At 34.2% G+C, this 20,536-nt stretch carries 14 protein-coding genes and 2 tRNA genes; 9 read left to right on the top strand and 7 right to left on the bottom strand.

The window, feature by feature from the left end; translation table 11 throughout:
• Nucleotides 1–106: 106 nt before the first annotated feature.
• The 3 genes from JOOMADRAFT_RS09510 to JOOMADRAFT_RS09500 form a co-directional block, all read right to left on the bottom strand.
• Nucleotides 107–403: a hypothetical protein gene (locus tag JOOMADRAFT_RS09510; RefSeq protein WP_008612830.1), complete on the bottom strand. Its 297-nt coding sequence runs from the start codon at nucleotides 401–403 to the stop codon at nucleotides 107–109.
• Between the two features lie 209 nt (nucleotides 404–612).
• Complete coding sequence (locus tag JOOMADRAFT_RS09505) at nucleotides 613–1,536, bottom strand: DUF6807 family protein (protein ID WP_008612829.1); 924 nt, start codon at nucleotides 1,534–1,536, stop codon at nucleotides 613–615.
• Nucleotides 1,537–1,552: 16 nt separating this feature from the next.
• Nucleotides 1,553–3,997 carry a M14 family metallopeptidase gene (locus JOOMADRAFT_RS09500; protein WP_008612828.1) on the bottom strand — a complete coding sequence of 815 codons (2,445 nt, stop codon included), beginning with the start codon at nucleotides 3,995–3,997 and terminating at the stop codon, nucleotides 1,553–1,555.
• 764 nt (nucleotides 3,998–4,761) lie between these two features.
• Here JOOMADRAFT_RS09500 and bshC point away from each other — a divergent pair.
• A complete protein-coding gene (gene bshC / locus JOOMADRAFT_RS09495; RefSeq protein WP_008612826.1) occupies nucleotides 4,762–6,375 on the top strand; it encodes a bacillithiol biosynthesis cysteine-adding enzyme BshC in 1,614 nt (537 codons plus the stop codon).
• Nucleotides 6,376–6,506: 131 nt separating this feature from the next.
• Here the strand turns inward: bshC and JOOMADRAFT_RS09490 are convergent, their stop codons facing one another.
• Nucleotides 6,507–7,052 carry a pyridoxamine 5'-phosphate oxidase family protein gene (locus tag JOOMADRAFT_RS09490; protein WP_008612824.1) on the bottom strand — a complete coding sequence of 182 codons (546 nt, stop codon included), beginning with the start codon at nucleotides 7,050–7,052 and terminating at the stop codon, nucleotides 6,507–6,509.
• Nucleotides 7,053–7,128: 76 nt separating this feature from the next.
• Here JOOMADRAFT_RS09490 and JOOMADRAFT_RS09485 point away from each other — a divergent pair, with 76 nt between their 5' ends.
• Nucleotides 7,129–8,505, top strand: coding sequence for a pyridoxal phosphate-dependent decarboxylase family protein (locus tag JOOMADRAFT_RS09485; protein ID WP_008612823.1), 1,377 nt, complete (start codon nucleotides 7,129–7,131; stop codon nucleotides 8,503–8,505).
• Between the two features lie 160 nt (nucleotides 8,506–8,665).
• Here JOOMADRAFT_RS09485 and JOOMADRAFT_RS09480 read toward each other — a convergent pair whose 3' ends face one another.
• The gene (locus tag JOOMADRAFT_RS09480; protein WP_008612822.1) at nucleotides 8,666–9,859 is read right to left on the bottom strand and encodes an LETM1-related biofilm-associated protein; all 1,194 of its coding nucleotides are present in this window, start codon (nucleotides 9,857–9,859) and stop codon (nucleotides 8,666–8,668) included.
• Nucleotides 9,860–10,409: 550 nt separating this feature from the next.
• On the opposite strand from JOOMADRAFT_RS09480, the gene mgrA reads away from it, so the two are divergent.
• Nucleotides 10,410–11,408: an L-glyceraldehyde 3-phosphate reductase gene (gene mgrA / locus JOOMADRAFT_RS09470; protein WP_008612819.1), complete on the top strand. Its 999-nt coding sequence runs from the start codon at nucleotides 10,410–10,412 to the stop codon at nucleotides 11,406–11,408.
• Nucleotides 11,409–12,066: 658 nt separating this feature from the next.
• On the opposite strand, the gene JOOMADRAFT_RS09465 is transcribed toward mgrA, so the two are convergent.
• Together JOOMADRAFT_RS09465 and JOOMADRAFT_RS09460 are read right to left on the bottom strand one after the other, a co-directional pair.
• A complete protein-coding gene (locus JOOMADRAFT_RS09465; RefSeq protein ID WP_008612818.1) occupies nucleotides 12,067–12,816 on the bottom strand; it encodes a C40 family peptidase in 750 nt (249 codons plus the stop codon).
• A gap of 24 nt (nucleotides 12,817–12,840) precedes the next feature.
• Nucleotides 12,841–14,016, bottom strand: a complete 1,176-nt coding sequence (locus JOOMADRAFT_RS09460) for an acetyl-CoA C-acyltransferase (protein WP_008612817.1) — start codon at nucleotides 14,014–14,016, stop codon at nucleotides 12,841–12,843.
• A 236-nt stretch (nucleotides 14,017–14,252) separates the two neighbouring features.
• Here JOOMADRAFT_RS09460 and JOOMADRAFT_RS09455 point away from each other — a divergent pair, with 236 nt between their 5' ends.
• From JOOMADRAFT_RS09455 to JOOMADRAFT_RS09430, 6 genes are all read left to right on the top strand, one after another.
• Nucleotides 14,253–16,301, top strand: coding sequence for an HD family phosphohydrolase (locus tag JOOMADRAFT_RS09455; protein ID WP_008612816.1), 2,049 nt, complete (start codon nucleotides 14,253–14,255; stop codon nucleotides 16,299–16,301).
• Nucleotides 16,302–16,435: 134 nt separating this feature from the next.
• A tRNA-Ser gene (locus JOOMADRAFT_RS09450) sits at nucleotides 16,436–16,519 on the top strand.
• Between the two features lie 50 nt (nucleotides 16,520–16,569).
• Nucleotides 16,570–16,644: transfer RNA gene (locus tag JOOMADRAFT_RS09445), tRNA-Pro, on the top strand.
• Nucleotides 16,645–16,871: 227 nt separating this feature from the next.
• Entirely contained in the window at nucleotides 16,872–18,125 is a 1,254-nt protein-coding gene (locus tag JOOMADRAFT_RS09440; RefSeq protein WP_008612815.1) for a site-specific integrase, read from the top strand.
• A gap of 351 nt (nucleotides 18,126–18,476) precedes the next feature.
• A complete protein-coding gene (locus JOOMADRAFT_RS09435) occupies nucleotides 18,477–18,884 on the top strand; it encodes a hypothetical protein (RefSeq protein ID WP_008612814.1) in 408 nt (135 codons plus the stop codon).
• 248 nt (nucleotides 18,885–19,132) lie between these two features.
• The gene (locus JOOMADRAFT_RS09430; protein ID WP_008612813.1) at nucleotides 19,133–19,969 is read left to right on the top strand and encodes a DUF932 domain-containing protein; all 837 of its coding nucleotides are present in this window, start codon (nucleotides 19,133–19,135) and stop codon (nucleotides 19,967–19,969) included.
• Nucleotides 19,970–20,536: the final 567 nt, after the last annotated feature.

Below are 20,536 nucleotides of genomic sequence, written 5' to 3'. Positions count from 1 at the left end.
ACTCATTTAGAGTCCCCGATATTCGGGATTTTTGCTACCGTTTAGGAATAATCCAAAAACAGCAGACTTATAGTTGATTTAAATTGGTGGTTAGTTAAAAAAGCTCTTATTGCTCAACCCACTCACCACTTTCGTTAGCGTAAAGGTTTCCAGTTTGGTCTCCCATTGCAACTTCTAGCTTATATGTTTTTTCTTCATTCACATATGCTTTAGTAATTTCTGCCCCTGGATAATCCGCTTTAAGTGCTTCTTGAATTGCTGCTGGAACTTCTGCTACAGCTATTTCTTTATAATCGTCTTGCGTTACAACAATCTTAGTGTCGTTATTTGCTGTTGCAGGAACTGCTGCAAATGCTGTTAAACTTCCTAATGCCATTGCTGCTACTAATACTACTTTTTTCATGATATAAAATTTTTGGTTATACTTTGATTTCTTTATTTGTAGTATATAAAGCTATTTTCATACCAAGGCATTATTAGTCATAACAATATCAGTTAAGTTGTTGTTTTACAGTAAATTGACTTTTTAAGGTGAAAATATATATTGAGAAAAAACTGTGTAATTGAGAAATTGATTGTGTAACGAATACACAGTTTTAGTGTGAAAAGTTGTTAGAATTGATAAAAATGATTTAATAAACTTGAAGAAATCTTATTTTTATAGAGAATCATCCGATATTTTAAAATTGTTGGGTTCTCTTTAGAAATCTTTACAGGAATATTTCCAGGGTAAACAGCGTTTTGCATACTTTTTTTGGAACGCAGAATCCATTTATTATTTGGAGTTGGATTTTCTTTACTTGCAATTATAATAACCCCACTTTTTTTATTTTCGTTAAAAGAGCCATTAATATCCATCCATCTTTTCGCAATCAAAGCTTCATTAGTAGGGGGAATGTTTATTTCTTCTGAAGAAAAGCTAATATCTTCTGGAAGTTTTAATCTGACTGAAAATCCACCATAACCCTTAATATCATCGGAACCACCAATTTTTAAATGATTTACCAATGCTAAAAGAGAAATTTCAAAATCAATAATTCTATAGTTTTCTTCTGAAGGGTAAATTTTTATCTCCGTTTTTTCGTGTAGAAATGGAAAGTTGGAATCTCCTTCTTTATAAGCTGAGGTATTCCAAAATACATTTGTGTAAAGTCTTAGCGATTCATCATTTTCTATAGTAGCTCTTACATCTGTAACATCCCATGAGATATCTTTACATTCCCAACCGTCGCCAATAGACATTCCATCAACTAAAATTTGATGCCATGTCCAAAAGATTCCTCTGTGGTGGAGATGATCTTCTGGGAAATCTTCGGTAAGAATATGTCCTTCTATATCATAGAGTGGATGTATATAATTTGCTCTGGGATACTTTCCGTTCAAAGATTTAATTTCCTTCTGAAAAAACAAAACTTTTTTAGTCCCTTCTTTTACTAGAATCCCTTCTGCCGAAGCTTCAAAATTTAGACTTTGAGATCTTGCATTACTACAAAATAGTAAACAGCTAATAGTTAAAAAATAAGAAATGACTTTCATTTTAAATAGAATTATATTATTCAACCATAAATAAAGCATTTACAAAAACGAGTTTTCCGTTTTCCCAAAAACCTCTAAAAAGGGGATTGTCTACTAAATAAACAACGGTTCCTTTCCCCATACTTTCTGTAGCAAAAACAAGACTATTAGCTTGCTTTTTTTGAGCATTGCTTCCTGCAAACCCTGTAAGTGGTTTGGTAGTATTTTCAATGTAAACAGCATTTTTACTGTCTAAATATTTATAGGAATCGCCACTTAATTTCATGGTGTAATAAGTAGTATCATAGCCATAAGCCAACGGATGAGTTGTATCTACCTTAGCTTTGTAAATGGCACCGGTAATCATGTTTTTAATGTATTCTCGTGTGCTTGACGCATAACTTTTTGGCTTAGAAATACTGTCTTTTTCTTCCTCCTCCTTAGATGTTTCATTAGAAGAAATAGAAAAATCGTCCCCTTTAAGTGTTTTTATAGCATCTCCAATAGCAATAAGTTTTCCGCCGTTACGAATCCATTCTTTTATTTTTTCAAGCTTTTTATCATCTAAAGAATTCATCTCTGGAAGAATCAATATAGTATATTCAGAGAGGTCAATACTATTAAAATAGTCGTCATCTAAAATGGTAATAGGGTAATGTAATTGTTGCTCGAAAAAATGCCAAACTTCCCCAAAATTCAAAGTAGAAACACTTCCACCAGAAAGTACAGCTATTTTTTGATCTTCAATCATTTGTACAGCACTAGATCCAAAATCTTTACCAGTATTTACAAAACCCGTAGCTGTTGTTGTAAGTTGTTTGTGGTATTTTTCAGCAGTAGTCTTTAAAATAGTATTGAAGTTTTTTACATTGCTATTATCTCCTTTAGTTATAATTAAACTCCCTCTATCAAAATTCTCATTATGTATAGTAAAAGGCTCTTTTGCATAGCGAATGCGAATTTTATTTTTTAGAAGAGTTGTCATAAAACGAGCATCTTTCATACTATTCCAATTGGTTACATAGGCATATGCATTCTCTTCAAACACCTTAGGAACATATTCAATACTGTTAGAAGAGGTACTTACAATATTCTTTGTTGCAACAGCATCTAAGCCGTAAGCATATGGAAGTGCCCAAGCGGTAATATCGTAGGTAAGGGAATCTGTTAACTTGGTTTCTGGTTCAAATAAAACGGTTACTAAGGTAGATTTAGGCTGATTAGTGCTTATTACCAATTTCTGAGAATTGCTGTTTAGCGTTTCGTTCTTTTTACTTTTATAACTTAATCCTTTTACTTTGCTCTTAGTAAATCCATATTTTATTCTATGAACATCAAGTAAATCGGTTAACATTTTTAGTTTATCAATATCTCCAGAAAGTACGTAGCTATTGTAAGTATAATCTTTATTGCTGTAAAATTTACTAAACTCTTCATTGAGTTCAGCGGCATTTTTAGTAGCCATTTCTATGGTAGAAAGTCCTGTAGTATAATGGTGAGCAATTCTGTCTTTTAAAGTAAGAGTATCTCCATTATCTATTTTTACTCCTAAGCCTGCACGTCCGCTACCGCCTTGCTCATAGGTCATCCCAATAGATCCACTGTATATTGGATAGGTGTCTCCGTAACTTGGATAGAGTAAATCAAAAACTTCTTTTGTAAAATAAAACCAACCATTTTCATCAAAATACTTCGCATGATTTTTTCCTATTTCTACCTGAAAATTGCGTTGCCATTGTGTAATAACTTCATGCATAGGTTCTGCCGCGGGAGCAAAATAATACGGATTGTTTATTCCCTGCTCATGGAAATCTACATGAATATGTGGCAACCAATCGTTATAAACAGCCAAACGTTGCTTGCTTTCTTTTTGTGTTACCCAAGCCCAATCTCTATTTAAATCGAACATATAATGGTTGGAACGCCCAGAAAGCCAACCTTCATGGTGTTCTTTAGAATTTGGATCGATGGTGAAGGGGGTGTTTTTATTGCTATTATACCAATTTACATAGCGGTCTCGCCCATCAGGATTTATACATGGATCAAAAATTACTACTGTATTTTTTAGCCATTCCTTTTTTTGAGTCACTACTTCATAAATAGTTTTCATTGAGGCCTCTGTGCTCACAGCTTCATTTCCATGTACATTATAACTCAACCAAACCAATGCTTTTTCAGAAGCTACATTTCCATTTAAAGCCTCTAAATGTTCTTTTCTAATATGTTCTAAATTATTAATATTTGAAGGCGTGGAGACAAAGGCAAGGAGTAATTCTCTGCCTTCATTGGTAGTTCCGTACGTTTTTAATTGAACCACTTCTGGTAAAACTTCCGCCAAATATTTATAGTATTCTATAACTTGATGATGTCTAGAAAAAGTTGTTCCCAGTTCATATCCTAAAAATTCTGAAGGCGATTTTACCTGTTGTGAAAATGAAAATAGCGAGATTAAAAGTGTAGCGAGGAAAAGTCTAAATTTCATGGTTCTATATATGGATTCATTGTTGTCCGATAAAAGTAAATAGAATTTATTAAACTCCAGTTATATCAGGGTTTAAAAGAGGTTTTTAAAATAGCTCCTTGCTATTAAAAAGTATAAACGGAAAGTGTTTTAATAAATGTTTTTTATGTAAGCTGCTTATTATGTGGTGATTAAAGTGTAGTTTTTTACGCTATTTTCTTGTAACGCAGCGGTCTTGTATCTTTAATCCCTCATAGAGGGTCTAATTCCCCAGAGCCTGTGCTGAGTTTACCGAAGGGCTTTGCGTCGATATTAATTAAATTTGTTTCCTTTGAATACCTTGTGGGCTTGCCCCGAGGTAGTTGATTCGGACATTAATGACATGGATTAACTTACCAAAATTGTTGTAGGGTTCAATTACTTTTAGAAGTAAAAAGTTTCATTTCTTAAATAATCGAGATTTCATTCTTTGAGAGAATTTTCTTTAGAGTCTCAAAATGAGGTTTTATAAAAGAATATATCTACTTATATTTTTGATTTGGGCGCTTCCCTTAAATTATGAATTTCATAATTTAAGGGTCGGGCTTTTCGCTGTATCTATTTTGCTTTACTTTTGTAGAAACAAAGTTTGTATTTTTAAGTAAGGTAATTGTTTATAATCGACCTATAGCAATAGCAAAATAGGATGCCGCTGCAATCCCTAGCGCAACGCCTAAAAAGATAAGATATAAAACTTTGTATTACTGTACTTGGGAAGTTTTCTCAAGAATTTTGATAAAATAACTATGCCAACAAATTATATTTCATTTAAAGAAACAGGATATTTTTCTAATTTGATATGCGATTACCTCAGTGAAAAAGAAACTTTAAAGCCTTTTTATAATCGTTTTCCTACTTTAGAAAATTTTGAAGAACAGATAGAAGAAAAGCAAAAGTCCTTCTCAAAAGCACACAGAGAGGTGTTGTCTTCAGTCTTACAATCGCAATATAAAAACCTAGAAATTTCTGAGGCTACACAAGAGCATATCACTGCCTTAAAAAACGATACTACATTCACCATAGTAACTGGGCATCAATTAAATTTATTTACAGGGCCGCTTTATTTCCTTTATAAAATAGTTTCTACAATAAATTTGGCAAAGCAACTTCAAGAGAAATATCCTAAAAATCACTTTGTACCAATTTATTGGATGGCAACAGAAGACCACGATTTTGAGGAGATAAATTATTTTAATTTCCGAGGAAAGAAGTTCCAATGGCAAGGTCCAGAAACCAAAGAAGTAGGCGGCGCAGTTGGCGAGCTTCCTACCAAAGGGTTGGAGCATGTTTTAGAACTGTTTAGTCAAGAATTAGGGATAGGGAAAGATGCAGAAACATTAAAAAGTTGGTTTAAAGAAGCTTATTTAGAGCACACTAATCTTACCGATGCTACCAGATACCTTGCAAATAAACTTTTTGGAACACACGGACTCGTAATTATTGATGGAGCAGATAAAAAACTCAAACAACTTTTTGTTCCTTATATGGAAAATGAGTTGTTTCAACAAGATTCTCAAAAGGCAGTTACCAATACAATAGAAAAATTAAATGCCGTAGATGCTACTTATAAAATACAGGTAAATCCACGAGAAATCAATTTATTCTATCTGGCAGAAGGTGTTCGAGAGCGAATTATAGAAGTGGATGGCGGGTATCAAGTAAATGAAACAGACATTAAATGGACAAAAGAAGCACTTAAAAAACATCTTTATGAATGTCCAGAACTATTTTCGCCTAATGTAATGACGCGCCCACTTTATCAAGAAGTAATATTGCCAAATCTGTGTTACATTGGTGGAGGGGGAGAACTTGCCTATTGGTTAGAACTCAAGAGTTTTTTCAATACTGTAAATGTTCCTTTTCCAATACTGCTATTACGTAATTCAGCGTTGATAATAAAAGAAAAACAAGCAAAAAAATTAGAGCGTTTAGCTATTAGTTTTGAGCAATTGTTCTTAAAGAAACATTCTTTTATAAATCGTAAAGTAAGAGAAATTAGCAATATCGATATAAATTTTGATGATCAAAAAGAACATTTAATAGCGCAATTTGAAGAAATGTATCGTTTAGCAGCACTTACCGATAAATCTTTTTTAGGAGCAGTAAAAGCGCAAGAAGTAAAACAATTAAAAGGATTAGCACATTTAGAAAAGCGACTTTTAAAAGCGCAAAAGAAAAAGCTTTCCGACCATGTGTCTCGAATTACCGAAATTCAAAATGAACTTTTTCCAAATGAGTCATTACAAGAGCGAATAGATAATTTTGCTAATATTTACGATGAATATGGAAATGAATTTATTGACTTGCTTTTGTCAGAATTAGATCCCCTTCGGCAAGATTTTGTAGTAATTACCATTTAACTAGAATTGTAGATTCTATAAGTTTACACCAAAGATTCATAAATTTATAATATGCTCCTTATTTAGAAAAGTTGCTAACAGGAGGATACAACAAAAAATATTTACGAATTCGTGGCAAACTCTCTTTTAGTTTAAGGTACCAAAAAATTACCTTCCCAATTTGTACCTTCTTTAGAAAATAGCGCGCGCACATGTTTGTCTTTTTTCAGTGCTAAATATTCTATTTTTGAAGGAATAATGTGGATAATTGCAAAATGACTAGAGGTATCTAAATATTCAATCATTTCGGGGTCTTTAATTTTAGAACCAGGTTCTTGGGAGGTTCGGTAGTCTTTTTTTGCATGTTCTCTAATTTGTTTCCAAGCTTTTTTTAAGATTTTTTCATCTTGTTCTAAATATGCTTTTCCATCAATTTTGAGCTGAAGCATTTCATTATGGTCAAAAAAAAGCAAGCAAACATTATTGTTCTCTTTAATATGTGTTACTTTTTTTGAACGTTTATCAGTATATATTTTAAGAGAAAGATCCTCTTCGGTTCCGCGTAATACTACGGTTCGTAACCTCGGACTATTATTAATCCCAATAGTTGCCATAGTAAAATATCTAAAAGGATGTTTTACATCTTTCGTAGCATTTATTAATGCAGATTTAGCGGTTTGAAATAATTCGGTCGTCACAATTTAGGTTTTTATAAAGATAGCAATTTCTTCGGAAAACAGAACAAAAGCGTACCTTTGCAAAAAGTGATTTTTTATGCATAATATAGATATGGATTCCGTAGAAATGACACTTGATGTCATGAAATACGCATTGAATAGAATAACTATGATTTCCCCAGAATTGGGAAAACCAAAAAAAGAAGAAGAGTTAAAAGCTTTAGTTGGAGAAACGGTAACCGAAAAAGGAATTGGAGGAGAGAAAGCATTTCAACTTTTTAAAGATGTTTTGATAAAAGCAACTGTCCCTATTGACCATCCGAGACATTTAGCATTTGTTCCTGCGTCCCCAACAAGAGCATCTATTATGTTCGATTTGGTAACTTCAGCTTCAAGTATTCATGGAGCCTATTGGATGGAAGGAGCTGGTGGAATTTTTTGCGAAAATGAAGCAATGAAATGGTTGGTTTCTTTAACAAGACTTCCAAAAGGAGCTTTTGGAGTATTTACTAGTGGCGGTACAGCAGCAAATTTATCTGCAATGGTTACTGCTAGAGAGAATTGGAGAAAAGACGAAGCTAATGTTGGAGAAAAAGGACTAATTATAACTTCAATTGGGGCGCATTCTTCCGTAAAATCTATGGCAAAAGTTATAGATGCAGATGTACTGCTTATTGAAACGGAAGACTGTATGACGCAGCAAGATCTTCAAAATAAATTGGACCAATTAACACCGCATGAACGTAAACGTTTGTTTGCTGTTGTTGGAACAGGAGGAACTACCAATGCTGGAATTATAGACGATTTAAATGGGATTGCTACTATTTGTGAAAAAGAGAATTTATGGTTTCATGTGGATGCTGCTTATGGGGGAGGTGCTTTGGCAGCCGATTCAGTAAGACATCTTTTTAATGGAATTGAACGTGCCGATAGCATTACTATAGACCCACATAAATGGTTGTTTTCTCCATATGACTGTGGTGCTATAATCTATAAAAACCCGGAGTTAGCAAGAGAAGCACACTCTCAAGAAGGTTCTTATCTTGATATTTTTAAAGACGAAGGGGCACAAGGTTTTAACCCATCAGATTATCAAATTCAGCTTACAAGAAGAGTACGAGGGTTGCCATTATGGTTTTCCTTAGCAATGCACGGAACCGATAAATATAAATGGGCTGTTGAAGAAGGCTTAAATTTGGCGCAATTAGCTGGAAGGTTAATTACTGAAAATGAAAATGTTGAGTTGGTAAGGGAGCCTAGTTTATCGTGTGTTTTGTTCCGAAGAAAAGGATGGACTCCAGAAGATTATAGAAATTGGACGTATAAAAATCATCGTGATGGTTTTGCTTTAGTAACACCAACAAAATGGAGAACAGGCGATACTTTTGAAACGGTAGCGCGTTTCTGTTTTATAAATCCTGATACTACAGAAGCAGATATTACTGCTATTTTAGATTCTATGAATCTCTCATAGAGGGTTTTATTTCCAAAAACTTTTCTTGAGTTTACTTAAGGGCTCTGCATTGAAAATGAGTTGAATTTGTTTTCTTTGAATCCCTCGTAGTAGTTGATTGAAAAATAGTACAAATAAAAACAACCGTTTTGTAGGTTTTATAAACTTATAAAGCGGTTTTTTATTCGTCTTCTACACGATTGTCATCAAAAGCGGAAGGAAGTAATTTCGGAATTAATTTGATGAAAATAGGCAATAGTATTGCTCCTCCAGGGAGCGCAAAAATAGCCAACGAAGGAATTGTTTTAAAAATATCCAGTAGCTGTTCTTTTATCTTTTTTCGCTCTGTTTCTGTAAGTTCCGTTGTAGTAGATTTACCAAGTAGTAAAAGTAATTCTTTACTCCCCATAAGCTCTTTTTTTAATCGCTTACTGTTTCTCGTTATGGTTCTTTTAACTAAAGTATGTGAGTTGTCGAAAAACTGTTTGACAGGATTTGCGCTTTTGAAAAGAGAGACTTCATCTTTATATTTTTCAAAGAAAATACTAACGTTTTGGATAGCTTCTACCACATGGTGTTCTTCTAATTTAAGGTCTTTTCCCGTTCCAAAAATAAATTCAGACTCTTTGTAATCCACGGAATGATCTTCCCACGCAGAGAGACAAACCATATCCAAAAAATATTTTTTTTCTAAAAGAGTAAAATCCTTTTTTAAATGAGATCTATAGGTTCCATTAAATTCGTTTTCTTCAATAGTATTATATATAAGAGAAGCTTTTAATAGTTTTAATAACTGGGCGTCATTCTCTGTTTTTTCTTGTTTGATATTTATGGCATGATAGGAAAGATTAATCAAAATATGTTCAATTTCCTGTGCATGAATGCGTAAATCTTGAGCGCCATTTAAAAATCTATCATAAATTATAACATCTACATAGAGCAAAGAGTTTGTAAGGACTTTATTGAAATTTTTTGTAAGAATATTATCTAAAATATATACGCGCTCATGTATAATTTTTTCCAGTCTAGTTGTATTCTTTTTTCCTGAAAATAAACTGTCAAAAAATGACATTTTTTCGGCTTCTAAAGCTTCATAAAAAGCTAATAAATTGTCAAGGAAATCTTTAAAGGAGGCATCAGGGTTATAAATTAAATACGTGTTATGAAGTGCTGAAAATAAGTTAACTTTAGCCATTTCATCTTCTGAAAGATCATTGTTAACATTTAAAAACTCTGAAATAGCCACATTTGCACCATAAATAAATCCTAGTTTTCTCAATTCTAAATAGAGCGACGTAGTGCTGTTGCACAACAACTTTTTATTCTTTGTTAGCGAAGCAAATTTATCAATCCAGCCTTGAGCAGAAGGGTTCATAGTATTATATATTTCTGATGCTAAAATACAATAGATTAGGTAAAGCCATAAATCTATTTTTCAAATCTTATACAAAACTCAAAACCTACCTCATTTATTTTATTCGATAATCTAGATTTGAATTTTTTAGTTTCTCAAATCCTTAAATTCTGGAGAATCCTTTTACAAGGAAGGAAAACACAAACAGTTTAGGAGTTTTTTAGACAGCCACTTCTTTTTTATAGAATCTTCTGTCTTCTTATTTTGTTGTAACTTTTATATAATTAACCTCAAAGTGTTAATATTATTTTACTGCATAGTCCAATGGTTTCTGTGGAAAATAATACTATTTTAGTATTCTGTTTGGAGAGTGTAAAAGCGCATTTTAAAAGTAAGTATAAGATTATTATTTTTAAGTTTGATAGTGTCACGTCTAGAAGATGTGGCTATCATCTTGATATTGAAGGTAATGGAGAAATGGCTAGGCAAATGATTTCAAGGTTTAAAAAATTAAGGTCTAAAGAATTATTGACTAGTAAATAAGTATAAATAAGATTTTAAAAGAAAAAGAATGAAAAAATATAAGCCAGAAGAAAATAGATATGAAAAAATGCAATACCGAAGATGTGGTAAAAGCGGAATAGATTTACCACTACTTTCTTTAGGTTTATGGCATAATTTTGGAGATAATGACGACTTTGACAATGCCGCAAAGATACTTCGTACAGCATTTGATAATGGAATTACACATTTTGATTTAGCCAATAACTATGGGCCTCCATATGGATCGGCAGAGAAAAATTTTGGTAAGATTTTTAAAAGAGATTTTAAAAAATATAGAGATGAGCTTATAATTTCAACCAAGGCAGGGTGGGATATGTGGCCTGGACCTTATGGTAATTTTGGTTCTAGAAAATATTTAATTTCTAGTTTAGATCAGTCTTTAAAACGTATGAAGTTAGATTATGTGGATATTTTTTATCACCATAGACCAGATCCAAATACGCCACTAGAAGAAACAATGGGAGCTTTAGACCAAATTGTTCGTCAGGGAAAAGCACTTTATGTTGGGATTTCTCAATACAATGCTGAAGATACTAAAAAAGCAGCTAAGATTTTAAAAGAACAAGGAACACCATTTCTTATCCATCAACCTAGATATAATATGATGGATCGTTGGGTGGAAGACGGACTTTTAGATGCGCTTACAGAAACAGGAATTGGAAGTATTGTTTTCTCTCCTTTAGAGCAAGGAATTCTTACAGCAAAATATTTAAAAGGAATTCCAAAAGATTCGCGTGCAGCTACTGAAGGGAGTTATTTAGATGCCTCTAGAATTAGTCCTGAATTGATAGCTAAAATTCAAGGATTAAATGAAATTGCTGAAAAACGAGGGCAAAGTTTAGCACAAATGGCTATAGCATGGCTTTTAAAAGATGAACGCGTAACTTCTGTTTTGATTGGAGTTAGTAGAGTTTCTCAATTAAAAGATAATATTGAAGCTCTAAACAACCTAAAATTCACAAAAACGGAACTTACTAAAATAGACAAGATAATTCTGGAGAGTTAAAAGTAGAGGAAGCATATAGTATTTAGAATCAAGAATCAAGAATCAAGATTTTTAGAGAAAAGAATATAGAATAATTAAGAAAGAATATAGAATATAGAGACAAGAATATAGAGAGTTCAGTATGATTTTTTAAAATATCTGAACTCTTTATTTTTATGTTTTAGGCTAACTTCTATTTATCCGATTTCTGGTTGTTCCTCAATTCCAATAGTTGTATTGATAATACCGTTGATTAATTTCTTAGCTATCTTTTTATTAGCTTTTATTGAGTAGTAAGCATAAATATCTGCTAATTTATTTTCAGCAAGTTCTAACCAATAAACTTCTAACTCTATTTCTGGATTTTAGCTTTGAGATCAGTCGCTTTTATCATTTGTCCATTTTTGGAATCTTCCATAGCTTGGTCAATTTCTAAATTATATTGCTTCATTAAGAAAGAATATAGAATATAGAGAAAAGAATAGAGAGAAGTGTCAGTAGGATTTTTTAATTTTGTAACTATTAACTATTAACTATTAACTATTAACTATTAACTATTAACTATTAACTATTAACTATTAACTATTAACTATTAACTATTAACTATTAACTATTAACTATTAACTATTAACTATTAACTATTAACCATTAACCATTAACCATTAACCAAATAAAAAACCTACACTATTTTCTTTATAACTCTTAATTTATGGGTATGTGTTTTGGAGTCGACGTTAAAAATTCCGGTATGATCTAACCGGTCTATTCGTACTTTTCCGTGAGCGTGAATAATGTAATTATCCATCATTATAATACCAACATGTACAATATTTCCTTCTTCATCATCAAAAAAAGCAAGATCCCCAGGTTCGCTTTCTTCAATAAAACTTAATGCTTCCCCTTGTTTAGATTGTTGGGCGGCATCTCTAGGTAGTTTATATCCATTTAATTTATAAACCATCTGTGTTAGTCCTGAACCATCAATGCCAAAAGGCGTTTTTCCTCCCCATAAATAAGGAGTGTTTAAATATAAAAACGCAGTTTCTATAATATTTCCTTTTGGAAAAATACCATGTTTACTTTCTCCATCAAAACTAGCGGCTAAAAAAGAAACCGTTTTGATATTACACCCTAAAGGAATTGGAATTAGATTGTTTTGCTGATCGTAAACAAACTCTACCAAGTCTGCCGACAAAACTTGAGGTTCTTTATCGATAGTATGGTACAAATCTTCTTCTATGAGTTGGTATTGAACATTTTCAATCCAACCTTCATATTTGTCAAAAGCCAAGCGGATTTTACTCCATTTTTTTCTTTGTTCCAACACCTTAAAATGATCCCCATAAAGCACTTGAGAACTTAATTCTCCTGTGTGTTGTGGTTCGTTACGTAAAGGAACAATACTTAGATGACAAATTCCGTATTGCATTTAGTTGATGTTAATTAGATAGGATTAATTTCTTTCGATTACAATTGCAGAAGCACCTCCGCCACCATTACAAATGGCTGCAGCTCCTCTTTTGGCGTTGTTTTGCTCTAATACATTAAGTAATGTTATTAAAATACGAACTCCCGAACATCCTAGTGGATGACCTAAAGAAACAGCACCTCCATTTACATTTACATTGGTGTCTTTTAATCCTAAGATTTTCATATTTGCTAATCCAACAACCGAAAAAGCTTCATTAAACTCAAAGAAATCAATGTCTCCAAGTTCTAAATTTGCTTTTGCAAGTGCTTTTGGTAAAGCTTTAGCTGGGGCTGTAGTAAACCATTTAGGCTCTTGAGCAGCATCGGCATAACTTACTATGGTAGCTAAAGGAGTTAATCCTAGTTCTTTTGCTTTTTCTTCACTCATTAAAACAACTGCTCCAGCCCCGTCATTAATTGTAGAAGCATTCGCAGCAGTTACAGTTCCGTCTTTACTAAAGGCAGCTCTAAGCGACGGTATTTTGTCGAGTTTTACATTTTTATATTCTTCATCTTCCTTAACTATAATAGCATCTCCCCGACGTTGAGGTACTTCAACAGGAACTACTTCATTATCAAACTTTCCTTCTTTCCATGCTTTTGTGGATCTTTGGTAAGATTGAACAGCAAAAGCATCTTGATCTTCACGAGTAAATTTATATTCAGTAGCACAAGCATCCGCACAAACCCCCATTGCATTTTGGTCGTAAGCATCCACTAAACCATCTTTTTGGAGTCCGTCTTCCATTTTTCCTGGGCCAAATTTCACACCATTTCGCATATGTACATAATGCGGAATTTGACTCATATTTTCCATTCCACCAGCAACAACAATAGATGCATCTCCAAGAGCAATAGTTTGCGCAGCTTGCATAACAGCTTTCATTCCGCTTGCACAGACCTTATTTACTGTTGTACATGGAACGGTATTTGGAATACCAGCATAGATTGCTGCTTGCCTTGCAGGAGCCTGTCCCTCACCAGCTTGCACAACATTACCCATTAAAACCTCTTCAACTAAAGATGGATCTAATTTTATTTTGTCTAAAGCACCTTTTATAGCAACTGCGCCTAATTTAGGAGCAGGAACTGTAGAAAGTGAACCTAAAAAACTTCCAATTGGAGTTCTAGCAGCCGAAACTATTACAACTTTTTTCATGTTTTTGTTTTTGCATAACGAACCAATACTTACTGGTTATTACCTATAACTTTCAATAATAAAAATAACTAATATGTAATGAAGAAATTGATTATTTTAATATTGAAGGTTTTATAATACTCGTTTTGTTGTTGCGAATTTAGTCAAATTAAAAAGATAATCACAAAAAGTTCGTTTTTAATAAATGCTGATAAGGATACTATTTTTTGTTACATTTGAATATCAATACCTAATGGATGAAGCATATTTTAGACAATTTTTATAAAAATCAATCTTTAATTTACAAGGGGTTTTTATTTATAGCCACCATAGTGCTTATAGTGTATTTATTTCCGAAGGGAGGTAAATTTAAGTACGATTTTCAGAAGGGAAAGCTATGGCAGTATGAAACTTTATATGCTCCCTTTGACTTTGCTATTTATAAAACAGATGCCGAAATTAAAAGTGATAAAGCAGCTATAAAAGCGAATCATCCTGACTATTTTAGGTATGAGAATGCTGTTAGAGATGCCGTTTTTAATGGATATGACGAGAAATTTTCTTCTTATTTTTCTTCTGAAAATATTAGTAATGGAGAATTGAAGCAATTGCAATCCTACGGAAAAGAATTGCTAAATACAATTTATGAGAAAGGGGTAGTTCAAAATAGTACAGATTACAATGGAGATAAAGTTGTAAATGTTGTTAAAGGAAATGAAGAACGAACTATTTTATACGGAAGCTTTGTAAAGTTAAGTCAGTTAGACCGAGTGATTACCGCCTTTTTATCAGAAAAAAATATTACTGAATATAAAGAATCTTATAGTAGTATTTACTTTGATATTATTCAACCAAATGTTTTTTTTGATGAAGGTTTAACTCAAAAAACATTGGAGCGAGAAATAGCTAAAGTAACCACTACAAGAGGCAATATTGATAAAGGAAAACGAATTGTAGCAAAAGGAGAGGTAGTTGAAGGAGAGAAATATAATATTCTTAATTCGCTTCGTAAGGAATATCAATCGAAACTATGGAATGAAAATAATTACAATTGGATTGTTTTTGGCTACACCATTTTAGTAGGACTTACACTGTTTATGCTCTTGTTATTCTTACAAAAATACCGACCAGATGTATTTATAAATAACAATAAAGTTACTTTTATATTCTTTAATATTTTAGTCATGATTTTCTTAACCACAACCGTGGTTAAATTCAATGCACAGTATGTATATGTGGTCCCACTTTGTATAATGCCATTAATTTTAAAAGCGTTTTTCGATCCTCGCTTAGGGTTGTTTACACACGTATTAACGGTTTTATTACTCGGTTTTATAGTTCCAAATAGTTTTGAATATGTTTTTTTACAAATTATAGCGGGAATTGTAACAATACAAACGATCTCAGAACTTCATAAACGAGCTAATTTATTTATTTCTGTAGGACAAATAACCTTAGTGTATATAATTGCTTATTTCGCTTTCTATGTAATTCATGAGGGGAATTTTGAAACAATTCATTGGGTTACCTTCGGATTGTTTGTTTTAAATGGATTGGCAACACTTGCTGCATTTCCTTTAATTTATATTTATGAAAAGCTTTTTTCTTTAGTTTCCGATGTTTCTTTGTTAGAATTATCTGACACCAATTCAAAATTACTTAAAGAGCTTTCCGATAAAGCCCCAGGAACGTTTCATCATTCATTGCAAGTAGCAAATTTGGCAGAAGCTGCAGCTAATGAAATAGGTGCAAACTCCATGCTAGTTAGGGTAGGAGCTTTGTACCATGATATAGGAAAGATGAATAATCCAGCATATTTCACCGAAAATCAAACTACAAGTGTAAATCCGCATAACGAATTATCTCCTGTAGAGAGTGCTAAAATTATTATAAACCATGTAATAGAAGGGATTGAATTGGCAAAGAAAAATAATCTTCCAGACCGTGTGATTGACTTTATAAGAACCCACCATGGAACTTCTCTGGTATATTATTTTTACAGAAAGGCTTATGAGGTAGATGAAACTGTAAACAGGGAAGATTTTCAATATCCAGGGCCAATTCCTTATTCTAAGGAAACTGCCATATTAATGATGTCCGATTCTGTAGAGGCAGCTTCTAAAAGTTTAAAAAACCCTACGTTTACAACCATCAATCAATTTGTAGATAAAATTATAAATAAGCAAATAGAAGAAGATCAGTTCTTAAATGCTAATATTACTTTTAAAGAAATAGAGTCTATTAAAAAGGTATTAAAGCAAAAACTGACCAATATTTACCACTTAAGAATAGAATATCCCGAATAGTATTTTGTTGGTTGCTAGGGAAGTATTAAATAGTTGTAAAAATAATTAGAAAAATAGTTGCATTGTTCTAGGTGAACTATTACATTTGCATCCGCAATTTAAGGTTGTGTGTTCATAAAGATATTAAAGAATTAGGAGAGGTGCCAGAGTGGTAATGGAGCAGATTGCTAATCTGTCAACGCGTAAGTGTTGCCAGGGTTCGAATCCCTGTCTCTCCGCTTTTTCTTTTAAAAGAATTGATTTTTTTATCAAAATCAAAGATAACCATCGGGGTGTAGCGTAGCCCGGTTATCGCGCCGCGTTTGGGACGCGGAGGTCGCAGGTTCGAATCCTGCCACCCCGACAATTACGGTGTCAATAGACACTAAAATATAGCTAATCTTATGAAAATCAATGATTTTCATTTTTCTTGAAATCATAAGATTGGCTTTAATATCAATTCAAAGGTTACCTATTCGGTTACCTAAATTGTTACCAGAATTTTCACTACATTGGTAATTCAATAGACTTGACTTTCGCAGCGATTTGACTTTCGTAAACAAATCGATTATTAACTTAAAGCGAGAGTTTATGCAGACTTCCAAGACTTTTACCATTCATTTTTGGCTGAGTATGGCCAAAGCAAAAGATGATTTTGCACCTATTTATGCCCGTATTACGGTCGATGGAAAACGTGCCGAAATCAGTTTAAAACGATCTACATCGGTTACCTATTGGGATACCCGTTCCAAGAGGTCAACGCTAAGGACTTCCGATGGAAAGTCATTAAACGTTTACCTTGACCAGGTGTACTCTGATTTATTGGAATGCCACAAACAGCTTCTGGGCGAAACCAAATACGTTACCGCCCAGGCCATCAAAGCCCGATATCTTGGGGAAGATGAACAGCACAAAACGCTGCTTCAACTGGTTTTCTATCACAATAAGAATATGGTTTCGGTACTCAAACCCGGCACCTTGAAAAATTACTTCACTACGGAACGCTATATCAAACGGTATCTGAAGCACAAACTAAAGACCAATGACGTTTTCCTGAAACAACTGTCCTATAAATTCATCATTGATTTTGAACAGTTCCTACGTAACGGAAAATCCATAAACCGTTCACAGCCCCTAAAGAACAATGGGGTTATGAAACACTTGGAACGCTTGAAAAAGATGATGAACCTTGCCCTTCGGTTGGAATGGATCGAAAAAGACCCTTTTGTAAGGTTCTCGCTGAAGTTCACAAAACACCAACGGGCATTTCTGTCCCAGTCGGAACTTGAAGTTTTGGAATCTGGTCAGCTTTCAAAAGTGATGCACCAGAAAACGAGGGATGTATTTGTTTTTGCCTGTTATACGGGACTGTCCTATATCGATGTAAAATTACTTTGCGATGACCATATTGTACGAGGCATCGATGGAGATTACTGGATATTTACAAAAAGGGAAAAGAACGATGAAGCCGTAAAAATACCACTGTTGGATAAAGCCCTTGACATACTGAAAAAATATGACCAAGATCCTAAAAGCAAGCAAGAAAAGCTGCTTCCGGTATTTTCCAATCAGAAAATCAACAAATATTTGAAGGAAATAGCGATAATTCTAAAAATCAATAAAAAGCTTACGTTCCACGCGGCCAGACATACGTTTGCCACTACAGTTACGCTTTCAAATGGCGTACCCATTGAGACCGTTTCAAAATTGCTAGGTCATACCAAGCTTTCCACAACGCAAATCTATGCCCGGGTTATCGAGCAAAAGGTATCATCGGATATGCGTTCGTTACGCACTAAATTAAACACCAAGGACACGGCCGAAACAAGGGTGCATTATCAATAATTCGGTTTGGAAAACAGCTTTTAGGTTCTAATCCAGTCGGCACTCTTATTTTTTCTCGTCAAATCCTTTGCAGATTTTGGTTTTTTATTGAGCCATAAATTTCTGCGTTAAGTCATTTTTTGTTTCGGTCAGCTGAGGCAACCAAAACCAAACCGTGGGCAAATGTAGCCACATCCCACCGCTTGGTCAAGGCCAGGCCCTTCGGGATGCCGAACATTTTTCTGCGAAAAATAACCGCTCATACCTTGCCCCTTCCTACCTGTGGCTGTTAATGCCCTGTTTTGGTATTGCTCGTTGCCTTACAAGCTACCAAAACGATTTAAAATAATGTTTAATTTAAAAATTTTAATTATGGCAACAACAGTAAAACAAAACGGAACTGCAAAAAAGGAAAATGCATCCGTTAAAAAAGAAGTACAGAAAAAACTGACCGATGAAGCTATCGGAAAAACCGCTTCTACAGAAAAAGCGGTAGCATCCAAAAAAGCTACCATCAGTTTGGATGATCGAATCCAAAATTTTGAAAAACTGAGAGGATTGGCCACCCAACGGGAACGGTTATCCCAAACCTTGAACGAGTTGACGAAATTCAACTACAACCAAGGGGATTCAGCTTCATTTTATATCCGGGATTCCCACAATTTGGAGTTTAAAACGACCAATACGAACCTTATCAAATTGGTCACAACACACTTACAGTCCACTTTGGAGGAACGAAAATCCGAGATTGAGGAACAAATTGTAGAGTTTGAACTCTAAGGTAACTTTAAATCTTTTAAACAGGAAGCCTACTCGCAAGAGTAGGTTTTCTTTTTTCCTTAAAAAAGGGAGGTAAAGTATTCAATCAATATGTGCGCAAAGGTAAACTCGTAAAATACTCCCATCAAAAGACTACGGCATAACCGGGCTCGTTCCTCACTCCTTTTATTCCGTTTCCTTTTGAGCCGAGATTTTATCTTCCGTTTGGCTCTAGCTTAATATTAATTGTTTAACTAAAATCAAATGTTATGTATTTATCAAATTTACAGCAGGATGAAATCTTCGTTCCATCAGAAATGAAGTCCTTGAAAAGTCTGACCCAGATGGAATCCCGAAGGGGGCTTGAAAATGTCATTGTATCAAATGGCAAGATTGTCAACGTGGTATCGAACAGCTATGGCCACGTACCGAACGAACTGTTCTTCAAAAAAGCCGAAGAAATGTTGACCGATGCCGAGCTGAACTATCAGAAGCGCACGATCAATAGGGATGACCGGTCATTCATAACCGACTTTATCATCGATGACAACAGCCAATTCTCGGTAAAGAACGAAAAAGACCTGATACTGCCAATGCTGCGGTTCAAGAATTCCTATGATGGGAGCGAAAAAACTTCCGGCCATTTTGGCTTTTATCGGCAGGTATGCTCCAATGGCCTGCACGTTTCACAGGCGGAAATTGAGTTCTCCATCAAACATAGTAAGAACAATACCGACCTGATAATGCCAAGGTTAAGCAATCTGTTCGATAAGTTCTTGGATAATGAATTTTACACAATTACCAAGAAATTAGACAGGATGAGGGAATTCAAGATCATCGACACCAAAGAATTTGTGAAGGAAATTCTGGAAAGGACAAAATTGTTCCGGTACGAATGTAGTGATAAGAACAATGATCCTTCAAAGAAATCCCGTGAAGTCCTTGAAATTCTGGATAATGAAGCCCTGCTGCTCAATGAAGTCCCCAATTTATGGATAGGCTATAATGCTTTTAATCAAATGCTTCACAATACATTGAAGAAAAGCTTCTCGCAACAGGAACGGCTGGACAAAAAACTGTTCGATGCTGTCTATGAAATGGCTTAATGTCATTAAAGGTTTATCCAGTACCTTAAACTGGATTTTTTCCTGTTCTCAGGAAAAGAATTTGTTTTGAAAGTTGGCTTTGCAATCCCACTCAGCCCATTCCCCTGCATTCCGCAGAAAAAGCTCCATTCCGTGAAAAGCGCTTCATTACAAAGGTCTTGGACACAACTCCAAAGCTTCCGATTTCCATTCCACTTGCCCGCTCATTCCCGAGAAAAACCGGGAAGTGGCCAAGCTCCATTCCCATCTACAGCTTTGAAGTCAAGTCCGCTTTAAATCCTACTTCAAGAGGATAATCCGTTTTCATAAGCCGGTCAGCACATTGCCGTTGCATTTCGCGAAAGGCTGCATTCCGGGCAAAGAGCTTCCCTTCAAAGATCTTAGACACAACTTCAAAGCTTCCGATTTACACTATGTTAAACCTGCCTGAAATACGCAGGAACGCTCCATTCCCATCTACACCTTTGAAGTTAAATCCGCTTGAAATCCTACTTTAAGAGGATAATCCGTTTTTATAATCCGGTCAGCACATTGCCGCTCCATTTCGCGAAAAGCTGCATTCCGGGC

The sequence above is a fragment of the Galbibacter orientalis DSM 19592 genome (assembly GCF_000260115.1).
GTDB lineage: Bacteria > Bacteroidota > Bacteroidia > Flavobacteriales > Flavobacteriaceae > Galbibacter > Galbibacter orientalis.
The sequence above is the reverse complement of the archived record's forward strand: the minus strand, read 5'-3'. Positions and strand labels throughout refer to the sequence as shown.

Coding starts and splice junctions, on each gene's coding strand:
- JOOMADRAFT_RS09485 (WP_008612823.1), top strand. CDS start 7,129: ATGCATAATATAGATATGGATTCCGTAGAAATGACACTTGATGTCATG.
- JOOMADRAFT_RS09480 (WP_008612822.1), bottom strand. CDS start 9,859: ATGAACCCTTCTGCTCAAGGCTGGATTGATAAATTTGCTTCGCTAACA.
- JOOMADRAFT_RS09500 (WP_008612828.1), bottom strand. CDS start 3,997: ATGAAATTTAGACTTTTCCTCGCTACACTTTTAATCTCGCTATTTTCA.
- JOOMADRAFT_RS09460 (WP_008612817.1), bottom strand. CDS start 14,016: ATGAAAAAAGTTGTAATAGTTTCGGCTGCTAGAACTCCAATTGGAAGT.
- JOOMADRAFT_RS09465 (WP_008612818.1), bottom strand. CDS start 12,816: ATGCAATACGGAATTTGTCATCTAAGTATTGTTCCTTTACGTAACGAA.
- mgrA (WP_008612819.1), top strand. CDS start 10,410: ATGAAAAAATATAAGCCAGAAGAAAATAGATATGAAAAAATGCAATAC.
- JOOMADRAFT_RS09435 (WP_008612814.1), top strand. CDS start 18,477: ATGGCAACAACAGTAAAACAAAACGGAACTGCAAAAAAGGAAAATGCA.
- JOOMADRAFT_RS09440 (WP_008612815.1), top strand. CDS start 16,872: ATGCAGACTTCCAAGACTTTTACCATTCATTTTTGGCTGAGTATGGCC.
- bshC (WP_008612826.1), top strand. CDS start 4,762: ATGCCAACAAATTATATTTCATTTAAAGAAACAGGATATTTTTCTAAT.
- JOOMADRAFT_RS09455 (WP_008612816.1), top strand. CDS start 14,253: ATGAAGCATATTTTAGACAATTTTTATAAAAATCAATCTTTAATTTAC.
- JOOMADRAFT_RS09505 (WP_008612829.1), bottom strand. CDS start 1,536: ATGAAAGTCATTTCTTATTTTTTAACTATTAGCTGTTTACTATTTTGT.
- JOOMADRAFT_RS09430 (WP_008612813.1), top strand. CDS start 19,133: ATGTATTTATCAAATTTACAGCAGGATGAAATCTTCGTTCCATCAGAA.
- JOOMADRAFT_RS09510 (WP_008612830.1), bottom strand. CDS start 403: ATGAAAAAAGTAGTATTAGTAGCAGCAATGGCATTAGGAAGTTTAACA.